General features: G+C 59.0%; 15 protein-coding genes. 8 read left to right on the top strand and 7 right to left on the bottom strand.

The window, feature by feature from the left end; genetic code table 11:
• Nucleotides 1-121 precede the first annotated feature (121 nt).
• Both L1A08_RS14130 and L1A08_RS14125 read left to right on the top strand, forming a co-directional pair.
• Entirely contained in the window at nt 122-748 is a 627-nt protein-coding gene (locus tag L1A08_RS14130; protein WP_238757088.1) for a tetratricopeptide repeat protein, read from the top strand.
• A gap of 78 nt (nt 749-826) precedes the next feature.
• The gene (locus tag L1A08_RS14125; RefSeq protein ID WP_238757087.1) at nt 827-1,051 is read left to right on the top strand and encodes a hypothetical protein; all 225 of its coding nucleotides are present in this window, start codon (nt 827-829) and stop codon (nt 1,049-1,051) included.
• Between the two features lie 29 nt (nt 1,052-1,080).
• On the opposite strand, the gene L1A08_RS14120 is transcribed toward L1A08_RS14125, so the two are convergent.
• Nucleotides 1,081-2,409, bottom strand: a complete 1,329-nt coding sequence (locus L1A08_RS14120; protein WP_238757086.1) for an outer membrane protein assembly factor BamB family protein — start codon at nt 2,407-2,409, stop codon at nt 1,081-1,083.
• Nucleotides 2,410-2,779: 370 nt separating this feature from the next.
• Between L1A08_RS14120 and L1A08_RS14115 the strand changes: the two genes are divergently transcribed.
• Nucleotides 2,780-4,111 (top strand): HEAT repeat domain-containing protein, encoded by a 1,332-nt coding sequence (locus L1A08_RS14115; RefSeq protein WP_238757085.1) that lies wholly within the window; start codon nt 2,780-2,782, stop codon nt 4,109-4,111.
• Nucleotides 4,112-4,342: 231 nt separating this feature from the next.
• On the opposite strand, the gene L1A08_RS14110 is transcribed toward L1A08_RS14115, so the two are convergent.
• Entirely contained in the window at nt 4,343-6,280 is a 1,938-nt protein-coding gene (locus L1A08_RS14110; protein WP_238757084.1) for a thioredoxin-like domain-containing protein, read from the bottom strand.
• 329 nt (nt 6,281-6,609) lie between these two features.
• On the opposite strand from L1A08_RS14110, the gene L1A08_RS14105 reads away from it, so the two are divergent.
• Nucleotides 6,610-7,233 carry a carboxymuconolactone decarboxylase family protein gene (locus L1A08_RS14105; protein ID WP_238757083.1) on the top strand — a complete coding sequence of 208 codons (624 nt, stop codon included), beginning with the start codon at nt 6,610-6,612 and terminating at the stop codon, nt 7,231-7,233.
• Nucleotides 7,234-7,256: 23 nt separating this feature from the next.
• On the opposite strand, the gene scpB is transcribed toward L1A08_RS14105, so the two are convergent.
• Nucleotides 7,257-8,012 carry an SMC-Scp complex subunit ScpB gene (gene scpB / locus L1A08_RS14100; protein ID WP_238757082.1) on the bottom strand — a complete coding sequence of 252 codons (756 nt, stop codon included), beginning with the start codon at nt 8,010-8,012 and terminating at the stop codon, nt 7,257-7,259.
• A gap of 97 nt (nt 8,013-8,109) precedes the next feature.
• Nucleotides 8,110-9,132, bottom strand: coding sequence for a helix-turn-helix domain-containing protein (locus L1A08_RS14095; RefSeq protein ID WP_238757081.1), 1,023 nt, complete (start codon nt 9,130-9,132; stop codon nt 8,110-8,112).
• Nucleotides 9,133-9,481: 349 nt separating this feature from the next.
• On the opposite strand from L1A08_RS14095, the gene L1A08_RS14090 reads away from it, so the two are divergent.
• Complete coding sequence (locus L1A08_RS14090) at nt 9,482-12,106, top strand: peroxidase family protein (protein ID WP_238757080.1); 2,625 nt, start codon at nt 9,482-9,484, stop codon at nt 12,104-12,106.
• A 60-nt stretch (nt 12,107-12,166) separates the two neighbouring features.
• Here the strand turns inward: L1A08_RS14090 and L1A08_RS14085 are convergent, their stop codons facing one another.
• The 3 genes from L1A08_RS14085 to L1A08_RS14075 form a co-directional block, all read right to left on the bottom strand.
• The gene (locus tag L1A08_RS14085) at nt 12,167-13,066 is read right to left on the bottom strand and encodes a histone deacetylase family protein (RefSeq protein ID WP_238757079.1); all 900 of its coding nucleotides are present in this window, start codon (nt 13,064-13,066) and stop codon (nt 12,167-12,169) included.
• 9 nt (nt 13,067-13,075) lie between these two features.
• Nucleotides 13,076-14,224, bottom strand: coding sequence for a cysteine desulfurase family protein (locus L1A08_RS14080; RefSeq protein ID WP_238757078.1), 1,149 nt, complete (start codon nt 14,222-14,224; stop codon nt 13,076-13,078).
• 127 nt (nt 14,225-14,351) lie between these two features.
• Nucleotides 14,352-15,656, bottom strand: a complete 1,305-nt coding sequence (locus tag L1A08_RS14075) for a hypothetical protein (RefSeq protein ID WP_238757077.1) — start codon at nt 15,654-15,656, stop codon at nt 14,352-14,354.
• A 248-nt stretch (nt 15,657-15,904) separates the two neighbouring features.
• On the opposite strand from L1A08_RS14075, the gene L1A08_RS14070 reads away from it, so the two are divergent.
• The 3 genes from L1A08_RS14070 to L1A08_RS14060 all read left to right on the top strand — a co-directional run bounded on the left by L1A08_RS14070 (nt 15,905) and on the right by L1A08_RS14060 (nt 19,003).
• Nucleotides 15,905-17,173, top strand: a complete 1,269-nt coding sequence (locus L1A08_RS14070; protein ID WP_238757076.1) for an FG-GAP repeat domain-containing protein — start codon at nt 15,905-15,907, stop codon at nt 17,171-17,173.
• A gap of 139 nt (nt 17,174-17,312) precedes the next feature.
• Nucleotides 17,313-18,554 (top strand): rhomboid family intramembrane serine protease, encoded by a 1,242-nt coding sequence (locus L1A08_RS14065; RefSeq protein ID WP_238757075.1) that lies wholly within the window; start codon nt 17,313-17,315, stop codon nt 18,552-18,554.
• The gene (locus L1A08_RS14060; protein ID WP_238757074.1) at nt 18,551-19,003 is read left to right on the top strand and encodes a GNAT family N-acetyltransferase; all 453 of its coding nucleotides are present in this window, start codon (nt 18,551-18,553) and stop codon (nt 19,001-19,003) included. The genes L1A08_RS14065 and L1A08_RS14060 overlap by 4 nt, the downstream gene beginning before the upstream one ends.
• Nucleotides 19,004-19,027 lie beyond the last annotated feature (24 nt).

Genomic DNA, 19,027 nt, shown 5'->3' with positions numbered 1-19,027 from the left:
ACGCAGGTTTCGCGAGTTCATCTCGAAAAACGGATTTCACACGATATGATGAACCTGCGCACCCAGCCGTGCGTTTTCCCCGAAGGATCGATTCGGTTATCCAATGCGCCGGGAGTGAATCATGTTGCGGACTCAGTTGTTTGTGCTGGCTACTCTGCTGACGGCTCTTTCGTTTTCCGGTGTCCCGGCTCAGGCTGACGAGGATGCTGACCTTGCGGCTCGCGTCAGGCAATTGGAAGAGCGGCTCGAATCGCTGGAGAAAAAGCTGGAGCCGATGCTGAAAGAGCAGAACCGGGAAGATCTGGTGGTTCGACAGCGCACGGCGGCCCGCGAACGGATGCGCCAGGATGTCGAGACCTATACGCGGGAGGATCTGCAGTCGATCGAGCGGTTGTATCAGGTCGCGAACGATAACTGGCAGTCGCCGGAAGCGGTCGAGAGTCTGAAAACGCTTGTTGAGAAGTACAAGAAGGCTAACCGAACTGGTTGTGCGATTTTGTATCTGGGACAGATGACGAAGGGGGATCAGCAGATCCGGTACCTGAAGCAGGCGATCGACGACTTTAGCGACTGCTATTATGGGAACGGAGTTCAGGTCGGGGCATACGGCCGGTTCCTGCTCGCGTATCATTTGAAGCAGGCGGGCCAGGACGCCGAGGCCGAACGGTTACTCACCGAGCTGGAAGAAAAATACCCGGATGCGATCGATCATCGCGGTCGGCTGCTTAATGAGCTGTCGCTGGAGTAGATCGGCATCGATATTGCTGGTTAGACCCGAACGCCCACCTCAAAACCCCATCGAGTTTTCACCGAACAGGTCAGGAATATGACAGGACCCGGATCCACAGCAAACGTTATCGCCGCGCTGGCCAGTTTCCTTTATCCCGGGCTGGGCCAGCTGGTCCAGGGACGGATTTTCTCGGCCCTGGTGCACTTCGTTGTTGCCAGCCTGCTCTGGTGCGTCTGGTTGGGATGGATCATCCACATCGCATCGTGCGTCGATGCAGCCCTGTATCGATCGCCGGACGGATACCGCGACAATCTGCTGTAGTCACTCAGAGAGCGTGAGTTCTCCGTCTCTTACTCCTGCCCCGGCAGCGTGGTCGAGTCATCTCCGTTGCCCGGCAGAACGTTGTCGATGTTCTCCGCGTTTTCAGCTTCTTCGGTGTGGAGTTCCGGATCGAAGAGTTCCGGCATGATCGGGCGGCGTTCCGGGAACTTGTAGTACTTCGGGAATGTACTGTCGTGTTCGCGGATCATCACAATCAGTCCATCGGGCCGGGCCATGAAGAGGCGGTCCGACAGATCGTTGGCGGTGTTGATCGTGTAAGTGTTGGCGGCGATATTGCCGATGACACGGCCGAAGTCCCGTTCAAGAATGAGAATGTTGCCAATCTCGTCCGTCACGAACAGATAGTTGTCCGTGGCGCCGCGAAAGTCGACAGCCCGCCGCTGCGGCTGGCTCCAGATGAGATTCCCGTTGAAAGCATCGATCGCCGACATGCCCCCGGTTTCTGGCAGCACGTAGACGACTTCTGACCGAACTCCGCGAACCATTCCTTCAATGACATGCGGGGCCTTGCGGATTGGAAGGCCGGACAGGAACGACCAGCGGACCTGCCCATTGGAGGCCTGCAGGCAGTAGAAGTTAAAATCTTCGGAAGCCAGGAACACGTAATCTTTGTAGATGACCAGCGGAGCGGAAATCGGGGCATCGGTTTCAAACTGAAACAGCAGATTCCGCGAATTCGCGCTGACGGTATACAACGAGTTGTCGAGGCTGGCAAAGCTGACGGACCGGCCGTAACGGACCGGCGGAGACGTGATCTTCTTGCCCGCTTTATAACGCCAGACGCGCGTCGAGAGTGAGTACTCCGGCAGCATTCGTTCCTGATACAGCTCAGCAATCCGACGCAGATCGAATGCGTACACACTGCCATCGAGAGCCCCGATATAAATCTGGTCGTCATCGGCGGAGGGGCCGGTCGACGGCATCTGCGGCAGTTTGATCTGCCATTCGATTCCGCCACGAGCCCGATCGAGAGCGTACAGCGTCATTCCGGATACGATGAGCACCTGCGTGTCGTTCATGACCGGCATAAACGTTGCCTGCACGCCGCGGCCGACTCGGGCGACCCACATCTTCTGCCCGGTCTCGGCGTCGAACATCGAGACCATTCCGGCCTGACTCAGCGCGACGACGGAGCGTTCATCGATGGCGACATGGGCGATTTTGTCGAGCCCGACTTCCAGCGTCGCCTGACTGGCCCAGGTCACTTCCAGCCCGTAGCGGTTCAGGTTGCGCGCTGTGGGAATGGGGTTCGCACTGAGTCGATTGACTTGAGCGGACACCTCCGTCGCTGCCACGAGGACGAGTAGTGCACTCAAAACCTGAATATTCCGAATCATCGGCAAACTCCACCTGTTCCACATCATGAGACGCAACCGGGCCGGACGGCTGAGTAGGCCCCGTAATGGCCACGCGCAGGCACTCCGCAGTCGGAGCGGCTCCTCCCTCAACATCGTCGCAATTCGAGTCTAACGCTAAGAAATCCCGCGAATCCAGTATCTGTCTGCTTGAAATGCGAGTCCAGCGATAATTTTGCCGACATAATAAGTGCATTCGGAATGGACTGGAGCGGGCGCTGCCGAATGCTTCTGGTTTTGTTGCTTCGAGGACCGTCGGACACGGAAGGACTCCCCTCGCCCAGCATGAGCCTGCCGAGAGAATTTCCTTGTCACTCCCGGGTTTCCCGGCATAATAAACCGTCAGCTGGTTGTGAACGGATTTCCAAGCCGCGAATCACTCGAGACACAGCATTCTACTCCGTCCAACATCATGCGTTACGCCCTGCTTCCAATCCGAATTCCGGTCGCGGCTGCTCTGGCCGTGTTAATACTGAGCCCGCTGTGCGCGCGGGCGGATCTGGTGCGCCTCAAGTCGGGCGGAGAAATTCGGGGGAAGATCATCACTGGTCCTCAGGACCTGGGACTGTATGTTGCCGTCAGAACGGTGACTGGATCAGTGGTGACGGTCTTCGCTCGCGACGTCGAATTCGAAACCCGTCGCCCGCTCTCCTACGAAGAGTATGAGCTCAAGTCGCGGCTGCTTCCCGAAACGGTCGAAGCCCACTGGGACATGTCGGAATGGTGTCGGGAGCAGCATCTGTCGCGTCAGCGCGATCTGCATCTCGAAAAAGTGATCGAGCTCGATCCCGAGAACGAGGTGGCTCATCGGGCACTCGGCCACGTCGAACGCAATGGGAAGTGGACCACGCTCGAAGAGCACATGATCGATCAGGGCTATGTGAAGTTCCGGGGGCGGTATATTACGCCGGAAGAGAAACTTCTGCTTGAGCACAGTCGCGAAGAGCGGGAGCGTCAGAAGGAATGGTACAGCAAGGTCGCGATGTGGTCGGACTGGTTGACCGGCCGCCGCGATACTCAGCGGGAACTGGCGTTGCAGAACTTCCGTGAGATCACCGACGGATCGGCGATTCCCAGTCTGCAGCGGTATCTTGGCGAACAGGAATCGCGGGACCTGCGTCTGCTGTATATTGAAGTTCTGGAGCAGATTCCCGGTCCGCAGGCGACATCAGCTCTGGTGCGGATGTCCGTCTTTGACGGCGATCAGGGGCTGCGGATGCGGTCGGTCGAGAAGATCGCCCCGGAACAGCGACAACTCGCCGTGGCGGAATTCATTCAGCACCTGCAGGATGAGCAGAATGTCGTCGTCCGCCGAGCGGCCTCAGGACTCAAGCAGATGGGCAGCGAAGTCGCCGTGCCTCGTCTGATTGAAGCACTGGTGACGACCCACTCCTATCGAATCAAGGTGCCCAATCCGACCGTGGGCGTTTCCATGGGACCGGGCGGAGCCGTCGCTCCCGGCACGCGGGTCGCGCTACCGCCGGACATTGAAGCCGGTCTGCTGACCGGCGCGATCGATCCGGCCAACATCCATTTCCCGGGAGCCAACTCCTTCCGCTGGGAAACCGTTCGGGTCCAGCAGCAGAACCCGGAAGTGCTCGACGCTCTGCAGACGCTGACCGACGCCGACTTCGGCTTTGACGAACGCACGTGGAAACTCTGGTGGATGTCCCAGAGCTCGTAAGCGTCTCCCGCCGCCGGCTGTCGCAATACGCCTCTCAACCCGAAACGTCAGCGAGGGACAACAGTGACGTTCGAGCGTCAGTTGAGGATCCCGCAGGGTTGTGATCGCCCTGCCGGGCAAGCCGGCAGAGGCCCCCTTCGTCTGACTATTCGGCGTCGGAAGGTTGTCATCAAACGAAACATGCCCACGCAAGCGTGGGCATGTCACTTTGTGCGTTCGTCTCAAGAGTGACTACGGCAGTAGAGTCGGCAGTTCCTCTTTGAGGTCTTCCACGGAAGTGGAGTTGCTGACGACGACGCCCTGCTGGTTGAGGAGGAACATGGTCGGCACGGAGATGATGCCGAAGTCGATGGCGAGACGGCCTTCGAGTCCCTGCGGTTCGGCGATGTGCGCCCAGCGGTTGCCGTGCTGATTGATGTAGGGCACGACCGCTTCACGCTGCGTATCGAGATTGATCCCGACGATCTCGAAGCCCTTCGCCCGATACTGATCGTACAGAGCTTTCAGCTGGGGCAGGTCTTCGGTGCAGGGCTGACACCAGGTCGCCCAGAAGATGACCAGGACGGCCTTGCCGCGATAGGAGGCCAGATCGACCGGCTTGCCATCGATGCCCGATCCCTTGAGCTGCAGCGGTTTGCCTTCCAGCCCGATTCGTCGCAATGCTCCGATAGCCCGTTCGCCCGCGTCGGTTTTCGCATGGTTGGTCGAGAGGGAGGTATACCACTTCTTCGCCTCATCCATGTTGCCACTGAACTCTTCGGTGATGGCCAGTTGCAGCAGGGCGTCGGCGGCGTCGTCCGATTTCGGATAGGTATCAACGAACGTTTTGAGCTGAGTCAGCCACCAGGTCTGCAGGGCTTCCCGTTCGGCGTTATCTGCCGGAGCAGCCTGCAGCTTCATTGTGTATTCCGCGAGCAACCGGCGATAAGCCGTGTAGGAAACGAGTGGCGAATTTGGTCGCTGCTTGACCAGATCGGCTTCGACGGCGGCCAGCTGGCGGACCCCTTCCGAATATTTTCCGGTCTGGACAGCCGCGGCGAGTCCGTCGATCAGCTGCGTCAGCCACTGTTCGCGTTCTTCCTCGGTCGAGGAGATCGCGAGTAGACCGCGCAGGATTTCGACGCGGCGGCTGTTGTAGCGAGCCAGGTCTGCTGCGGTTGACTGCGGCGTCGGAGCATTGCTGTCGAGTTCCTGCAGGTCGGTCAGCAGTTTTCGCATTTCGGGCGAGATCTCGGATTGAGCGGCCATGCCGGGTGTGGCGGCGGCCATGGAGGGCTGCATCAGCGTGCCTCCGTCGGTCATTTCGAGCGTCTCGCCTTCAATCGGAGCCGGAATCTGCGTGAGCTTCCAGACATTGCCGATTTGCATCATTTCGCCGATCTGCACGAAGCCCGTCTCGCCGGCCGTTTCGACGATGGCCATCACGTTCTCATAGACAATGAGATCCTGATTGGCTTTGCCTTCGTCGACGGGAACCACGTAAGGCATCAGCATGGAGCTGTCGAACCGTATCCATTGCGTGGCCGCGTTGACGACTTTCGAGGAGGAGACCCGAGTCCGCATCGTTTCGGCGGGGTTCGCGAGGTCCTTGTTCATCTTTTCGGCCAGATCCGCAGCCAGCCCGAGCTTCTTGATATCGTCGCCGTTGACGAGGACCAGAGAGAGCCGCTGAGCGTCCCCCTTGGCCATGGCCAGAATGGCTTCACGAGAGGCTTCTTCGGCGGAAATGACTTTCCACTGGTCGAGTCGGCCGTCTTCGTTGGTATCGATGCCCCAGCGGGTGCCGGCGATGTTCAACCAGCGGGACTGATCGACTTTGTTGTTGAAGTTGGTGTCCATGTCGCGGTAGACCTCGTAACCGCGATCATAGTATCGCCACTGGTCGACCACGTTGTCGCCGTTGGTATCCCAGAACCGGCGGAGAACCTGCCCGTCGGGTCCGAAAACGACCCAGCCGGACACCTTGTCCTGCCGATCAATTTCGACTTTGCAGCTGGCGTAGTCCGCCTTGTCGATTTCCTCGTAGACCACATCCTTCTGCATCGGGCGGAAGGAGAGGGCCAGGTCAGCTCCCGGCGTGTCTGCAGCGGGGAGCAATGCTGGTGAGTAAAGCTGGTAACCAGCGAAGAGAAGTAGAGACGCAAATTTCCAGCCAGTCATCGAACTCATCCCTCAGATCCTTCTTGTACAGGGACTCCCGCGAGTTTCAGTGTCGACCACGTCGACCGCGGTCCTCAGTAGAGACGTATCCTAAACAAAACCGGCAATTCAGGTCACGAGCAATTTTCCGGCCGGCTGCCGATCTCAGGAAATCGATGGGAACTGCGACATTGCGGAGGGAGGATTCGCTCTGCCGATAGCCCTCGGACACCGGGTGTTTTGACGGATCGTCGCCCGGCACTAGAATTGCTTCACGTCCTCGATACGCTCGATGAGTGGCCATGTTCGGGGACATGGATTGACCGCATTGTGAACTACGAGTGGACTGTGAGGATAGAATGCTTGGGCTGAAGCCGGTTGCGGAAGAGAATGCGGAAGGAAAAGTGGCTCAAGTGTACGGTCGCCTGCACGATTTGCTGGGCCCGGAGCCACTGCCTGAAGGTTTCCTGCTGATGGGGAATGTCGAGCCCTTTCTCGGCGACTTCTACATGAACTTCAAGAAGTTCGTCTGGTCACCGGGAAAAATCGACGAGAACTCCAAGGCCGCGATTGCCCTGGCCGTCGCCGTTCATGCCCACAGCAAATACTGGGTCGAATTCTACACCCAACGCTGCAGGGACCTGGGCTGGGGTGAGCAGCAACTGGCGGAACTGGTCGCCATTTCGACGACAAACTACATGTACAACACGTTTTTCAAGTTCCGTAAGATCTCCGGCACCGATCGCTTCGATGGCATGCCGGTCGGACTGCGGGCCCACACTTTCTCTTCCACGAGTCTGGAAGTCCCGCTGATTGAACTGGTTAACATTGCGATCAGTGATCTGAATGCCTGCGAACCGTGCGTGCAGGGCCACATCTCCAAAGCGAATGAGGTTGGCGTATCGCACGAAATGATGCTCGAAGCCGTTCAGTGTGCCTCGACTGTCTACGCCGGTTGTCAGTTCACCAGCGCAGTGGCGTAGCAGCTTTCCGGTGACGGACGAGGCTACTTCAGTTTCAGATCCCGGGTCCTTGGCAGATCCTGCAGGCTGCTCAAGCCGAACAGCGTCAGAAATCGGTCCGTCGTCCGGTATTCCACGTCTCCATCCTCCCGGCGGCTCGTTTCAACGAGCTCCCGGCGGATGAGCTGCCTCAACGAGGACATCGTTCCGGAGCGGTCGAGCTGTTCCAGGTCGCTTTTGGTCACCGGCTGCTGAAAGGCGACGAACGACAGGACTTCCAGAACGTCCTGGGACAATCGAACTTCGCGGGGACCAAGTCCGAAGACGGAGTTCCGTTGCCGCTGATACTCGGCATTGAGCGTCATCTGGTAGCCCTCCTCGCCGAGAATGATCTCGTAGGGCCGCAGCTGATCCCGATACTTCTGATTGATGGTCTCCACGTACTCGCGGATCGTTTCATCCTGGCATTGATGCCCAATGAAACCGGCGAGCTTGCGAGCCGTCAGTTTTTCGCCACCGACGAACAGCAGGGCTTCAATAATCTGCTCGGGCGTATGTCGGGGCCGTTTGAAGGTGAGAACATCCTCGTCTGGAACCTCGGCGACAGGTGCGGGGGGTTCGGAATCTTGCGGAGTGGCGTGCTCGACCTGTTCCCAGTCGGCCGGTTCCAGCTCGACCTGAGGCGGAACCATCCCCGCTTCTTCGGAGGCGCGAAGAGCCAGTATGTACGCTTCTTCGATTGCGGATTCGCTGAAAACGTCAGGATCCTCGGCTGAGGGGCTGAGCTCAGATTCCGACATCGGATTCCTTTTCCGGGTGGACTACAGAACGAAAACCGGGGAATCGTGCCGAAAACCGGGGAAGGCGTCAATATCTTTACGGACACCTGACTCGTGCTTAGCGAGGTTTGGCCGGGAGGCCCTGCAGAAGGCGGCGGAGCTGGGCGAGGCGAAAGTCGAGTTCGGGGTTCTCGATGATCTTTCGCTGCACGGCCTGGCAGGCATGCATCACCGTGCTGTGACTGCGGTTGCCGTAATAACGGCCGATCTCGGCGTAGTTGGCCTGAATCAGGTCGCGTGACAGCCACATCGCCGTTTGTCGGGGGATCAACAGGCTTCGCTCTCGAGTGGCGGAGCGGATCGCTTTGAGGGTGACGCCGAACTCGCGGGCAACGGCTTTGGCAATCTCCGCCAGCGAGGGCTTCTGCCCATCGTGCTGCAGTTCGAGAAAGTTGCGGATCACGTCCGGCGTCAATTCCTGATTCTCGATCTGAGCGACGGCTTCGAGCTGGGCAATCACGCCGTACAACTCGCGCGGGGAAACTGGCAACCGGTCCGCCAGAATTTCACAGCTCTGTGTCGGAAGATAGAGCTCCCGATGCTGGGAGTAGTGATGCAGCAGGCTGATGCGGCTATGTCGTTCCGGATAAGGGATATGAGCTGTAATTCCGGCATGACCGCGACTGATCAACTTGGGAAGCGACTGTTGGAACTCTCCAATCGGAATTTGTGAAGAGAGGATGACGCGGCCGCCGAAGGAAAGAATCTCGTCGATCAGAACAAGCAGTTTTTTCTGAAGCCAGCTTTGCCGTTCGATGTGGTGAAGTTCTTCGCAGACGAGCAGATCGAGATCGCCGAGGTCGTCGAGTTGGGGAATCGGTTTGCCGGTCGAGGCGGCTTCGAGATTCAGCGAGGCGAACTCGTAAATCGGCAGAATGCGGAAGTTGACGTCCTGAAATTGCGTCAGGAACCGGTTCGCAGCATGCATGATGAGATGCGACTTGCCGGTTCCGGAGGGGCCGTGAATCAAAACCAGAGGCGGAGCGAAATCGGGATCGGCGGAGAGCAACCGCTCCAGGGCCGCTCGCGCGAACTCGTTCTCGGGCAGATTTAGCAGTGAATGCTGGAATTCGGCGGACATGGGACCTTGGACCGGATGTGCAGCATGACATTCCATTTGGGAGAGGGCATTAGAGTCCATTAGGGGGCTATCCCGCAAGTTTTCCGAAAACTTCATTGTTTACGGTGTCCCCTAAGTTCCAGAATAAACGCTTGGATAAGCCGTCGACGAAAATTCGATAAATTCAAATAGTAAGTCTTATCCGAAGTTGAGCAGCTGGCGTCGCATCGCTGCCGGCGGGCACTTTGAATTCTCGATCCCGGTGTGGAATCTTGAGAATCCGCTCGTTTAACCACCTAGATGCTTTGCCTTTCTGAGAAGCGGGAATCCTTCCTGCCTCTTTCTCGACTTCGGGCCCACGGAGTTTGCGATGACACCCCGAAAAAACCTGCGGAAATCCCTGCGCGCAGTCAGCGGCACCCAGCCGATTCAGATCGAAACTTGCGAACAACGAATGCTGCTCAGCGGCTCGTCGGTTGAGTACGCCAGCATCGACGGGACAGGAAACAACCTGACCAACGTCGACTGGGGCAGCGTTGGCGAGCAGCTCGAACGACTCTCTGCCGTTGAGTATGGCGACGGCATCTCTTCGATGGGCGGAGAGCTGCGTGCCAGTGCCCGTGAGATCAGTAACGCCGTTGCGAGTCAGTCTGACTCGGTGGCCAACGACCGCTATCTCACCGACTACCTCTGGATGTGGGGACAGTTCCTCGATCACGATATCGATCTGACCGATCCCAATCCCGAGACGGAAGCAGCCGACATCGGGGTTCCAATCGGTGATCCCTGGTTCGATCCGTACGGCACCGGCACTCAGGTGATTTCGCTCTCGCGCTCGGAATACGATCATGAGACCGGCACCGATGTTGATAATCCGCGTCAGCAGGTCAACGTCATCACGGCGTTCATCGATGGCTCTGTAATCTACGGATCGGATGACGTTCGAGCCGCGGCATTGCGGACGTTCTCCAACGGCAGGCTCAAAACCAGTGAGGGAGACCTTCTTCCTTACAATGAGGCGGGATTGCCGAACGCCGGCGGCACGAGCGCCGCCCTGTTCCTGGCCGGGGATATCCGGGCCAACGAGAACCTCGCGCTGACTTCGATGCATACTATCTGGGTACGGGAGCACAATCGACTGGCTGAGCAGATCTGCAATCGCAATCCGAGTCTGACTGACGAGGAGATCTACCAGCAGGCCCGCAGCATCGTTCGAGCCGAACTCCAGCACATCACGTTCAACGAGTTCCTCCCCGCTCTGCTCGGCAACGGAGCGATCGGCGCCTACGAAGGCTACGATTCGAGCGTGAATCCGAACATTGCGAACGAGTTCTCCACAGCCGCCTATCGGTTGGGGCACACGTTCCTTTCGTCGGAACTGCAGCGGTTGAACTCTGACGGCACCGTCGCAGACGAAGGTCACATCTCTTTGCGGGATGCCTTCTTCAACCCGAGTGAAGTCGCGACGACCGGGATCGATTCTCTGCTTCAGGGAGCGGCTTCTCAGCTGGCCCAGGAGTTCGACAACCAGATTATCGATGACGTTCGCAACTTCCTGTTCGGCCCTCCAGGTTCGGGCGGGTTCGACCTGGCCTCGCTGAATATTCAACGCGGCCGCGATCATGGTCTGGCCGATTACAACCAGACTCGCGAAGACATGGGGCTGGCCCGCGTGACTTCGTTCGACCAGATTTCATCGAATCCCGATGTTGTCGCTCGGCTCGAATCGGTTTACGACTCCGTCGATGAGATCGATCTGTGGGTCGGCATGCTGGCGGAAGATCATGTGCAGGGATCGAGCGTGGGCGAACTCGTGCGGGCCGTTTTGGTCGATCAGTTCACCCGTCTCCGCGATGGCGATCGCTTCTGGTACGAAAATGTGCTCGGAGGCGAGGCGCTGTTCAAGGTGAAACAGACTTCCCTGGCCGATGTGATCGAACGCAACTCGAACGTAATCATTCCGCAGGACAATATCTTCTTCGCCGAGTCGGTGATGGAGTACCGGGTCCCCGGGGATCGTCCCGATCAGGTGACCCGCGTGCAGATTCGTGACGGCAACGTCCAGATTGTCGATCAGTTGACCGGCGTTGTGATGATGTCCCGCCCGGTCGGCGAAGTCGATCAGGTTCGGATCATCGGGCGTGACAACGTCAACGATCGGGTGGTGATCGAAGGCGGGATGCATCTCGACGCGATTGAGGGAGGCATTGTCCTCTGGGGCGGTCATGATGGAGATGATGTCGTCCATGTCGCCGGGACGCCGAAGGCGGACAACATCGACATCGAACCCGGCATGGTCTACGTCAACGGTCACCGGGTCGAGAATGGCGGATTCGAAATCATCTCGATCGCCGGTGGCAGCGGGAACGACGATATTCGTGCGACCGGCCAGGATCTTGAAGCGTCCATGGTGGTCTACGGCAACATGGGCGATGACCTGATCGTCGGTTGCATCGGCAATGATCTGCTGATTGGAGGAGCCGGGAACGATGTGATCAACGGCTCTCGCGGGAACGACGTCATCGAAGGGAATGAAGGCAACGATCGTCTGTTCGGTGCCAGCGGCATCGACTTCATTCGTGGCGGCGAAGGTCACGATCAGATCTACGGCGGCGCTGACGACGACTTCCTCTTCGGCGAAGAGGGGAACGATTCGCTGCGTGGAGAACACGGCAATGACATGCTCGTGGGTGGACCGGGCCGAGACAGCCTCATCGGCGGCCCCGGTCAGGATACGATCGTCGATGCCGATCTTCAGGCGGCTCCCGATATGATGACTCAGCGGTCTCGACGCGATGAACCGACGATGATGGATCTGGCACGGCGGGTGCTGAACACGCCGGATGATCAGGATTCGAGCGGATCTCAGCAGTCGAATTCGGACAAGCCGTCTGACTTCGCGAGTCGAGTCCCGGAACCCTCTCCGGAGATCGAAGATCTTGGAGTCGCGGCTCTCGAATCCCTCTTCGAGTTCGGGCGCGATCATCGAGCTTAGACAACCGGAACCGAGATCAAGTGGCGGCTTCTTTTCAGAATTGGAAAGGAGCCGTCTTTTTCATGTCAGCAACTCAACCGCCGTCTGAATCGTCGTCGACTGAATATCGACAATGTCATTCAGATCGGGCGAATAGCCCCCCGACATGGCGATGACGACCGGCAGTTCGCGGCGGGCACATTCGGTCAGCACGAGTTCGTCACGCTGGCGCAGGCCGGGCTTTGTCAGTTTCATCTTGCCGAAGCGATCGTTCATGAACGGATCGGCTCCGGCGAGATAAAAAATGAAATCGGGCCGCGATGCCGTGAAAGCCCGCAACAGTCCTTCGCTGAGATGTTCCAGATAATCCCCGTCGGTTGTTCCGTCCGGCAGGGCGATATCGAGATCGCTTTCTTCTTTGCGAAGGGGGAAGTTCTTGGCCCCATGAATGGAGAAGGTGAAGACATGCGGATCGTCGGCGAAGATGACCGCTGACCCGTTCCCCTGATGCACATCGCAATCGATGATCAGATAGGAACCGTGGCCGAAACGCGACTGCTGATCGCGAATCGCACAGGCGACATCGTTGAAGACGCAGTACCCTTCTCCGCGATCGGCAAACGAGTGATGCGTTCCGCCGGCCAGATTGATGCCGAGCCGTTCCGTGCGAGCCACCTCAGCAGCGGCAATGGTCGCGCCGGTGGAATGTCGCGAACGAACCACAAGCTCCGGCGACCATGGAAAGCCAATCCGTCCCATCTCTTTGGAATCGATCGTCCCCTCGATCAGGCTTTGCAGATAGTCTCGGGAGTGGACCCGAAGGATCTGCTCATCCGTCGCAGCTGGTGAGGCGACGACATCCTCTTCGCGAAGAATGCCTTCGCTGATGATTCTCTCGCGAAGCAGCCGGTACTTGTCGACCGGGAAGCGATGCTTCGATGGCAGAGGCAGTTTGTGGTGGTCGCTGTAGAACGCTCGCATGGTGCGGGATTATAGACTCCGCAACCGGGAAACCACGTCGACAATTCGGTTCACGGCGTCATCAATGTCGTCGAGCGTCAGGAAGCGGTGCACGCTGAATCGGAGAGCCGACTTTGCCTGTTCGCGATCGATTCCCATCGCCAGCAGTACGGGAGAAGGTTCGGCGGAGCCGCTGGCGCAGGCACTGCCGAGCGAACAGCAAATCCCGGCCAGATCGAGAGCGACGAGCAAAGCCTCGGCGTCGAGGCCCGCGAAGGCCACGTTGCTCGTATTCGGCAGACGGGGAGCTTCGTAGCCGTGAATGGTAATTCCTTCGAGCCGAGCCATGAGCCCCTGTTCGAAGCGGTCTCTCAGGTTCAACAATGCGGTATGATACTCTTCGCGGTTCTGCTCGTAATCCTGCAGCAGCCACGCCATCCCGCCGGCCAGTCCCACCGATTCGGTCCCCGGACGCCGGCTCGCTTCCTGAAAGCCGCCGACCGTCAACGGAACGAACGGCACATCTTCCTTCAGCAGCAGCCCGCCAATTCCGCGCGGGCCGTGGCACTTATGAACGCCAAAGCTGGCCGCCGAAGCCCCCGTCTCCTGAAAGGAAAACGGCACGCGTCCGACTGCCTGAACGATGTCGAGATGCCAGGCAATCTGGTGACTCTCGCAAATCTTACGAAGAGCAGCGAGATCCTGCAGCACGCCGATTTCATTGTGAGCGTAGATGACGGAGACCAGTCCGATCTGATCCCAGGGGAGGGATTGCAGCCCGTCCGCCGAGATCTGTCCGTGGTTGTTGAGCGGAATGAGCACCGCTTTCCAGCCGAGTTGAACGAGCCGCTCGGCGGTTTCCCGCGTGGCAGGATGTTCGCCGCCGGTCAGGGCAATTGTCCGCTTCTCCGGCGCGACCGCGGCGGCCAGCCCGTGCAGAGCCAGATTGGTCGATTCCGTCCCCCCGCTGGTCAGCACGAGTTCCCGATGATCTGCCCCGAGCACTCTCGCGATGGTCGCCCGCGATTCTTTCAGGCTCTTGCGAGCCAGACGGCCGATCTGATGCGTACTGCCGGGGTTGCCGTAGCAGCTCAGCGAGACATCTCGCACACGGTCCCAGACCGCGGGGTCGGGCGGCGTGGTCGAGTTGGCATCGAGATAAATGATCGGGGAGGCCATGGGAGATTGCTGCAGAAAATCGGACGGCTGCCGCTCCGTTCGGGAGCATCAACGGAAACGAGCCGTTCCATCGATGTCACGATAGAACGGCTCGCGGTGTTGTCAACCAGTGGCGGTGATCCGGGGATTACCGGGGCAGCGACTGCACCAGTTCATCGGTCGAGGAGCGGTCGAAGCTGCCGGCTCGCTTTGAAGCCGAGAAGCGGTGTTCGCTCTCCGGTCGCGGCGTTTCCGGGCGAGGGCTGGCTGCGCGGATCACCGTCTGCTGTTGAGCGATGATGGTGCTCAGATCGTCGCAGCGACGATGCATTTCAACGAGCACCTGCTCCATGCGGCTGCTCAGGTTGGTGTAGATGCCGAAGACGAACATCAGCTGGCAGCCGGCGAAGGTGAGCCAGCCAGTCGATTCGGTCAGCTGGGCCACGTTCCCGAACTTGCAGGCGATGACGATGCCGACACCAGCCGTCATGCCGAGACCACCGAGCAGCACAAGTGTCTGCCCGAAAATGGCCGACCAGTTGCGGCCGGGACGCGTTGATTTTTCCGGAAGGGCGAAGCTGGGCGCCTCGTAAGCGGGGGCTGACATCTTCACCTGTCCTTCGCGGCGTGGTTCGGTTGTGGGGCGTTCCGGCGTCGACGACACCGGCGATGTGGCTCGGGATGCGGGAGCTTCGTCGCGAAGGGCATCGCCCACCGGGATCGAAGCGACCGGCTTCTGCGGTTCACGGTTTTGTGTTTCGCGGTTCATCGGTTCCCGATTCATCAGAGCGGCGGCATCATTGCGGGCCGCCCGAGGAGCGGGAGCCGTCGGCGCAGGGGGATTCTTCTGCGGCTCCGGCTTGCTGAAACTGCGTCGGGGCGGTTCGGAGGCTTCGCTGCGAGCCGGACGGGCCGGCTCCTGTTGCTGAGGCCGCGGCGCGGGTTGCTCAGGCCGACGCTCCATCTTCGGAGCAGCCTGTGGCATCGACGGAGCGGGCCGTTCCGCACGAGGTTGTTCGACGTTTGGGAGCTCCAGCCGGGCCGGTCGACTCTGCGGAGTCGGAACGGATGGCCGTTCGACGTTCTCTGCTTTCGGAGCCGGCGTCGGCGGGGCGGGTGTCGGACGCGAGGGCATTTTCATGACCGGAGAGGTCCGCTTTGGCTCGGGGCGAGCAGGTTCTTCGGGCTGCTCTTTGAGCAGACTTTCCGAGGAATCGTAGGCACGCTCGAACTGATCGGTCAGATCGTCGTCGGCTGCATCAACCGTCTCTGCCGGCTCATCGAGACGCGACTCTTCCCAGCGTTTCAGCAGCGCCTGAGCCGTCTGTGCGATGGTCTGATTCGTGACTGGCTCGCTGGAGCCGAGTTCCTGGCCGCATTCGGTGCACTGTTCCAGGCCGGTAACCGGACTATGACTCGTGCTGACCTCGGCGCGGCATTGATCGCACCACATATCCCCTCCCTGAGAAGCTGAAATCACGAGATCGGCTGCGAAATCGCCGCCTGATCTCCTGTCGTCCCTGTAACTGGTCCTGATCCGTCGACCAGAATGGAGCGTGTCATACTCGAAACCGGGGGAGAACGGCAAGAGCGATCTGGAAGCTTGATTGTTTCAAGAGTCGTTGATGTTTACCATGGCCGAAGCTGGAATCTGAAATCCTGTCCGACCTCCCCTCGATCTCCATCGTTAAGGAATAGACCATGGTCTCCTCACGAATTTTCCTGGGCCTCGCCCTGGGACTCCCCGTTTTCGCCTCGTTACCGGCCACATTCGCCGAAGACCCCGTCACCTTCGAAGCCCGCCGGCTGACGGTCGACGCCAACGAAGGGATCGATATCGCCGATGTCGACAACGACGGCAAGCTCGACATCATTTCCGGCCGTAACTGGTTCCGTGCTCCCGAGTACGTGCCGCATCCGCTGCGAACGATTGAAGACTGGAACGGCTACGTCGTCAGCAATGGCGATTTCGCGTACGACGTGAACAAAGACGGCTGGGTCGATGTCATCTCCGGCGGTTTCCTCGATACTGAAATCAGCTGGTACGAGAATCCTAAAGAAGAAGGACTGCGGCTCGGGCAGATGTGGAAGAAGCATGTCCTCGTCGATACTCAGCTGAGCCAGAACGAAGGCAACATGTTCGTCGACCTGAACGGTGACGACGTTCCCGAGTTTCTGGTGAACAGCTGGAACGCCAAGAACCCGATGGTCGCCTGGAAGCTGACCGAGAAAGAAGTTCCCGCTCCTGCAGAGGGCAAAGGAAAAGGCAAGAACGATCAGGCCGGGAACGCGAAGACCGTCAAAGTTCCGGCGATGGAAAAATGGCTGATCGGCGACCGGGCCAACGGACACGGCATGGCCGTCGGCGACCTGACGAACAACGGCAAGCTCGACATCATTGTCGGGGAAGGCTGGTACGAGCAGCCTGCTCAGAACGCGGACACTGAACAGTGGACCTATCACTCCGACTGGGCCGGACTGCATGCCGCGGTGCCGTGCCTGATTCGCGACCTGAACGGCGACGGCAAGAACGATATCATCTGGGCCAAAGGCCACGATTACGGGCTGTTCTGGTGGGAGATCACCGGACAGAACGCGGATGGGTCGCTGGAGTGGAAGGAACACGAAATCGATCGCAGTTTCTCCCAGGCCCATGCCCTGCACTTCGCGGATATCGATGGCGACGGAGCCGATGAACTGATCACCGGGAAGCGGGTCCGTGCTCACAACGGACGCGATCCCGGCGGCACGGAACCTTCGGGCGTCTACTACTACAACTGGGATCCCATCGCGAAGAAGTTCACCCGTCACGATATCGATGTCAGCGGAAACGTCGGCATCGGCCTGCAGATTCGCACCGCCGATCTCAACGGCGACGGAAAGCTCGATATCGCCGTGGCTGGAAAGTCGGGAACTCACGTGTTGATCAACAAGGGGCCAGCGAAGTCACAGGTTTCCGCGAATCGGTAACCGTGAAAATATCGCTGGTCCGGAACGAGCCGCAGGTTCAGTGTTCGTGCTGAACCTGCGTTGAAACTGTCAACGTCGCGCCATGGACCAGCGCGGCTCGGAACGCTGATCGCAACCAGCCAGTTCACAGTCGCGCCCTATGTTCTTCCTCATCCCGATTGGAACCGACGCCCCGATCTACCACTGGCCCTACGGGACGGTGGCGCTGATCGTCATCAACACGCTGCTTTTCTTTCTGGTTCCCGATCCATCGATCTTCGCGATGCACTACGGAGGTGGAGTCAACCCGATTGAATGGGTGACCGCCAGCTACATGCACGGCGATATCTTCCACCTCGTCGGGAACATGATTTTCCTCTGGGGCTTCGGCATTATCGTCGAAGGGAAGATCGGCTGGCTGCAGTTTCTCACCGTGTATAACGTGATTGGCTTTCTGCAGAATTCGCTGCTGCAACTTTTGATGCCGCTCCTTGGTCTCTCCGAACCGGGCGATGCCTCGCTGGGAGCCTCGAACGCGATTTACGGACTGCTCGCGATGGCTCTGGTCTGGGCGCCGAAGAATGAGCTCACCGTTTTTCTGTTTATCTTTCTGATCCGCATTATTGCCAGGGTGTTCGACTGCTACATCCTGACGTTCGGTGTCATCTACATTGGCTTTCAGTTCACGCTGGCCTGGCTCTGGGGCTTTCGCCTCGGCAGCGAGATGCTCCATCTGGCCGGCGCCTGGGTCGGTCTGGTGATCGGCCTCCTCTACCTGAAACTGAAGTGGGTCGACTGTGAAGGCTGGGACCTGATCTCGTACATCAGGAACGAGCACGGCAAGAGCCGATGGGAACAGCCCGTCAGTATGCTGCCAACGGTCGACTATCAGTTGAAGGAACAGCGTCCGAAGAAGAAGAAAAAGAAGTCGCGGAAGAAAGCTCCCCTCGAAGAACTGGAGCCGATCGATGGACAGGGCGTCGTCAGCCGGAAGTCGAAGCGGATCGAGCGGATTCGTCAACTTCTGGCCGAGGACAAGCCGAGTGCGGCGGCCACCGAGTACGAAAGTGCCCAGCGCCGCTATGGTGAGTTCACGCTGGCCGCCCCCGATCTGCTGAAGCTGGCCAATGGTCTGGCGCGGCAGAATCAGATGGTGCAGGCGATTCCCTATTTCGAACAGTTCGTGCAACGGTTTCCCGATATCTCGGAGGATGTCCGGCTGAAGCTCGCTTTCATTTATATCACCGAACAGGAACGCCCCCGTGCGGGACTCCGCATGTTGAGTGGCATTGAACCCGACGCTCTGTCGCCCGAGAAGCAGAAGAAACGAATAGCGCTGGAACGGCAGGCCAATCAATTAATCGAAGAGGGCGTCCTCGAATTCGAAAGACCAAACGGGTGATCGATTACTACAGGGGCCAGCACCGGCAGATCGCCGAGATCTTCTACGACGCGATTCACGGCGCGGCTTCCGCCTGTTACTCGCCGGAACAGATCGCCGCCTGGGCTCCGTTGCCGATCGACTACGAACGCTGGAAATGGCGTTGTGAACTGAAGCGGCCGTTCGTGTATCTCATCGACGAGGTGGTCGTTGGCTTCATCGAACTCGACAGCGACGGTCACATCGACTGCCACTACGTCCGCACCGAGTACGCCCGGCAAGGCATCGGCGGAGCATTGCTGGAACGAGTGCTCACGATCAGCCGAGAGCGTCCACTGCCGCGCCTGTATGTCGAAGCGAGTCATCTGGCCAAAGGACTGTACCTGAAGCACGGCTTCGAAGTCGTCCGCCCTAACGTGGTCGAACGAAACGGCGTCCAGCTCGAGAACTGGATCATGGAACGCCAATAATGTTAGATACGGTCGCCTGAGACA

It is taken from the genome of Rubinisphaera margarita (assembly GCF_022267515.1).
Classification (GTDB): Bacteria; Planctomycetota; Planctomycetia; order Planctomycetales; family Planctomycetaceae; genus Rubinisphaera; species Rubinisphaera margarita.
The sequence above is the reverse complement of the archived record's forward strand: the minus strand, read 5'-3'. Positions and strand labels throughout refer to the sequence as shown.

Excerpts from the sequence above, each read along its gene's own strand:
- L1A08_RS14070 (WP_238757076.1), top strand. The coding sequence starts at position 15,905 with ATGGTCTCCTCACGAATTTTCCTGGGCCTCGCCCTGGGACTCCCCGTT.
- L1A08_RS14065 (WP_238757075.1), top strand. The coding sequence starts at position 17,313 with ATGTTCTTCCTCATCCCGATTGGAACCGACGCCCCGATCTACCACTGG.
- L1A08_RS14085 (WP_238757079.1), bottom strand. The coding sequence starts at position 13,066 with ATGCGAGCGTTCTACAGCGACCACCACAAACTGCCTCTGCCATCGAAG.
- L1A08_RS14080 (WP_238757078.1), bottom strand. The coding sequence starts at position 14,224 with ATGGCCTCCCCGATCATTTATCTCGATGCCAACTCGACCACGCCGCCC.
- L1A08_RS14110 (WP_238757084.1), bottom strand. The coding sequence starts at position 6,280 with ATGAGTTCGATGACTGGCTGGAAATTTGCGTCTCTACTTCTCTTCGCT.
- L1A08_RS14095 (WP_238757081.1), bottom strand. The coding sequence starts at position 9,132 with ATGTCCGCCGAATTCCAGCATTCACTGCTAAATCTGCCCGAGAACGAG.
- scpB (WP_238757082.1), bottom strand. The coding sequence starts at position 8,012 with ATGTCGGAATCTGAGCTCAGCCCCTCAGCCGAGGATCCTGACGTTTTC.
- L1A08_RS14105 (WP_238757083.1), top strand. The coding sequence starts at position 6,610 with ATGCTTGGGCTGAAGCCGGTTGCGGAAGAGAATGCGGAAGGAAAAGTG.
- L1A08_RS14090 (WP_238757080.1), top strand. The coding sequence starts at position 9,482 with ATGACACCCCGAAAAAACCTGCGGAAATCCCTGCGCGCAGTCAGCGGC.
- L1A08_RS14075 (WP_238757077.1), bottom strand. The coding sequence starts at position 15,656 with ATGTGGTGCGATCAATGCCGCGCCGAGGTCAGCACGAGTCATAGTCCG.
- L1A08_RS14120 (WP_238757086.1), bottom strand. The coding sequence starts at position 2,409 with ATGATTCGGAATATTCAGGTTTTGAGTGCACTACTCGTCCTCGTGGCA.
- L1A08_RS14130 (WP_238757088.1), top strand. The coding sequence starts at position 122 with ATGTTGCGGACTCAGTTGTTTGTGCTGGCTACTCTGCTGACGGCTCTT.
- L1A08_RS14125 (WP_238757087.1), top strand. The coding sequence starts at position 827 with ATGACAGGACCCGGATCCACAGCAAACGTTATCGCCGCGCTGGCCAGT.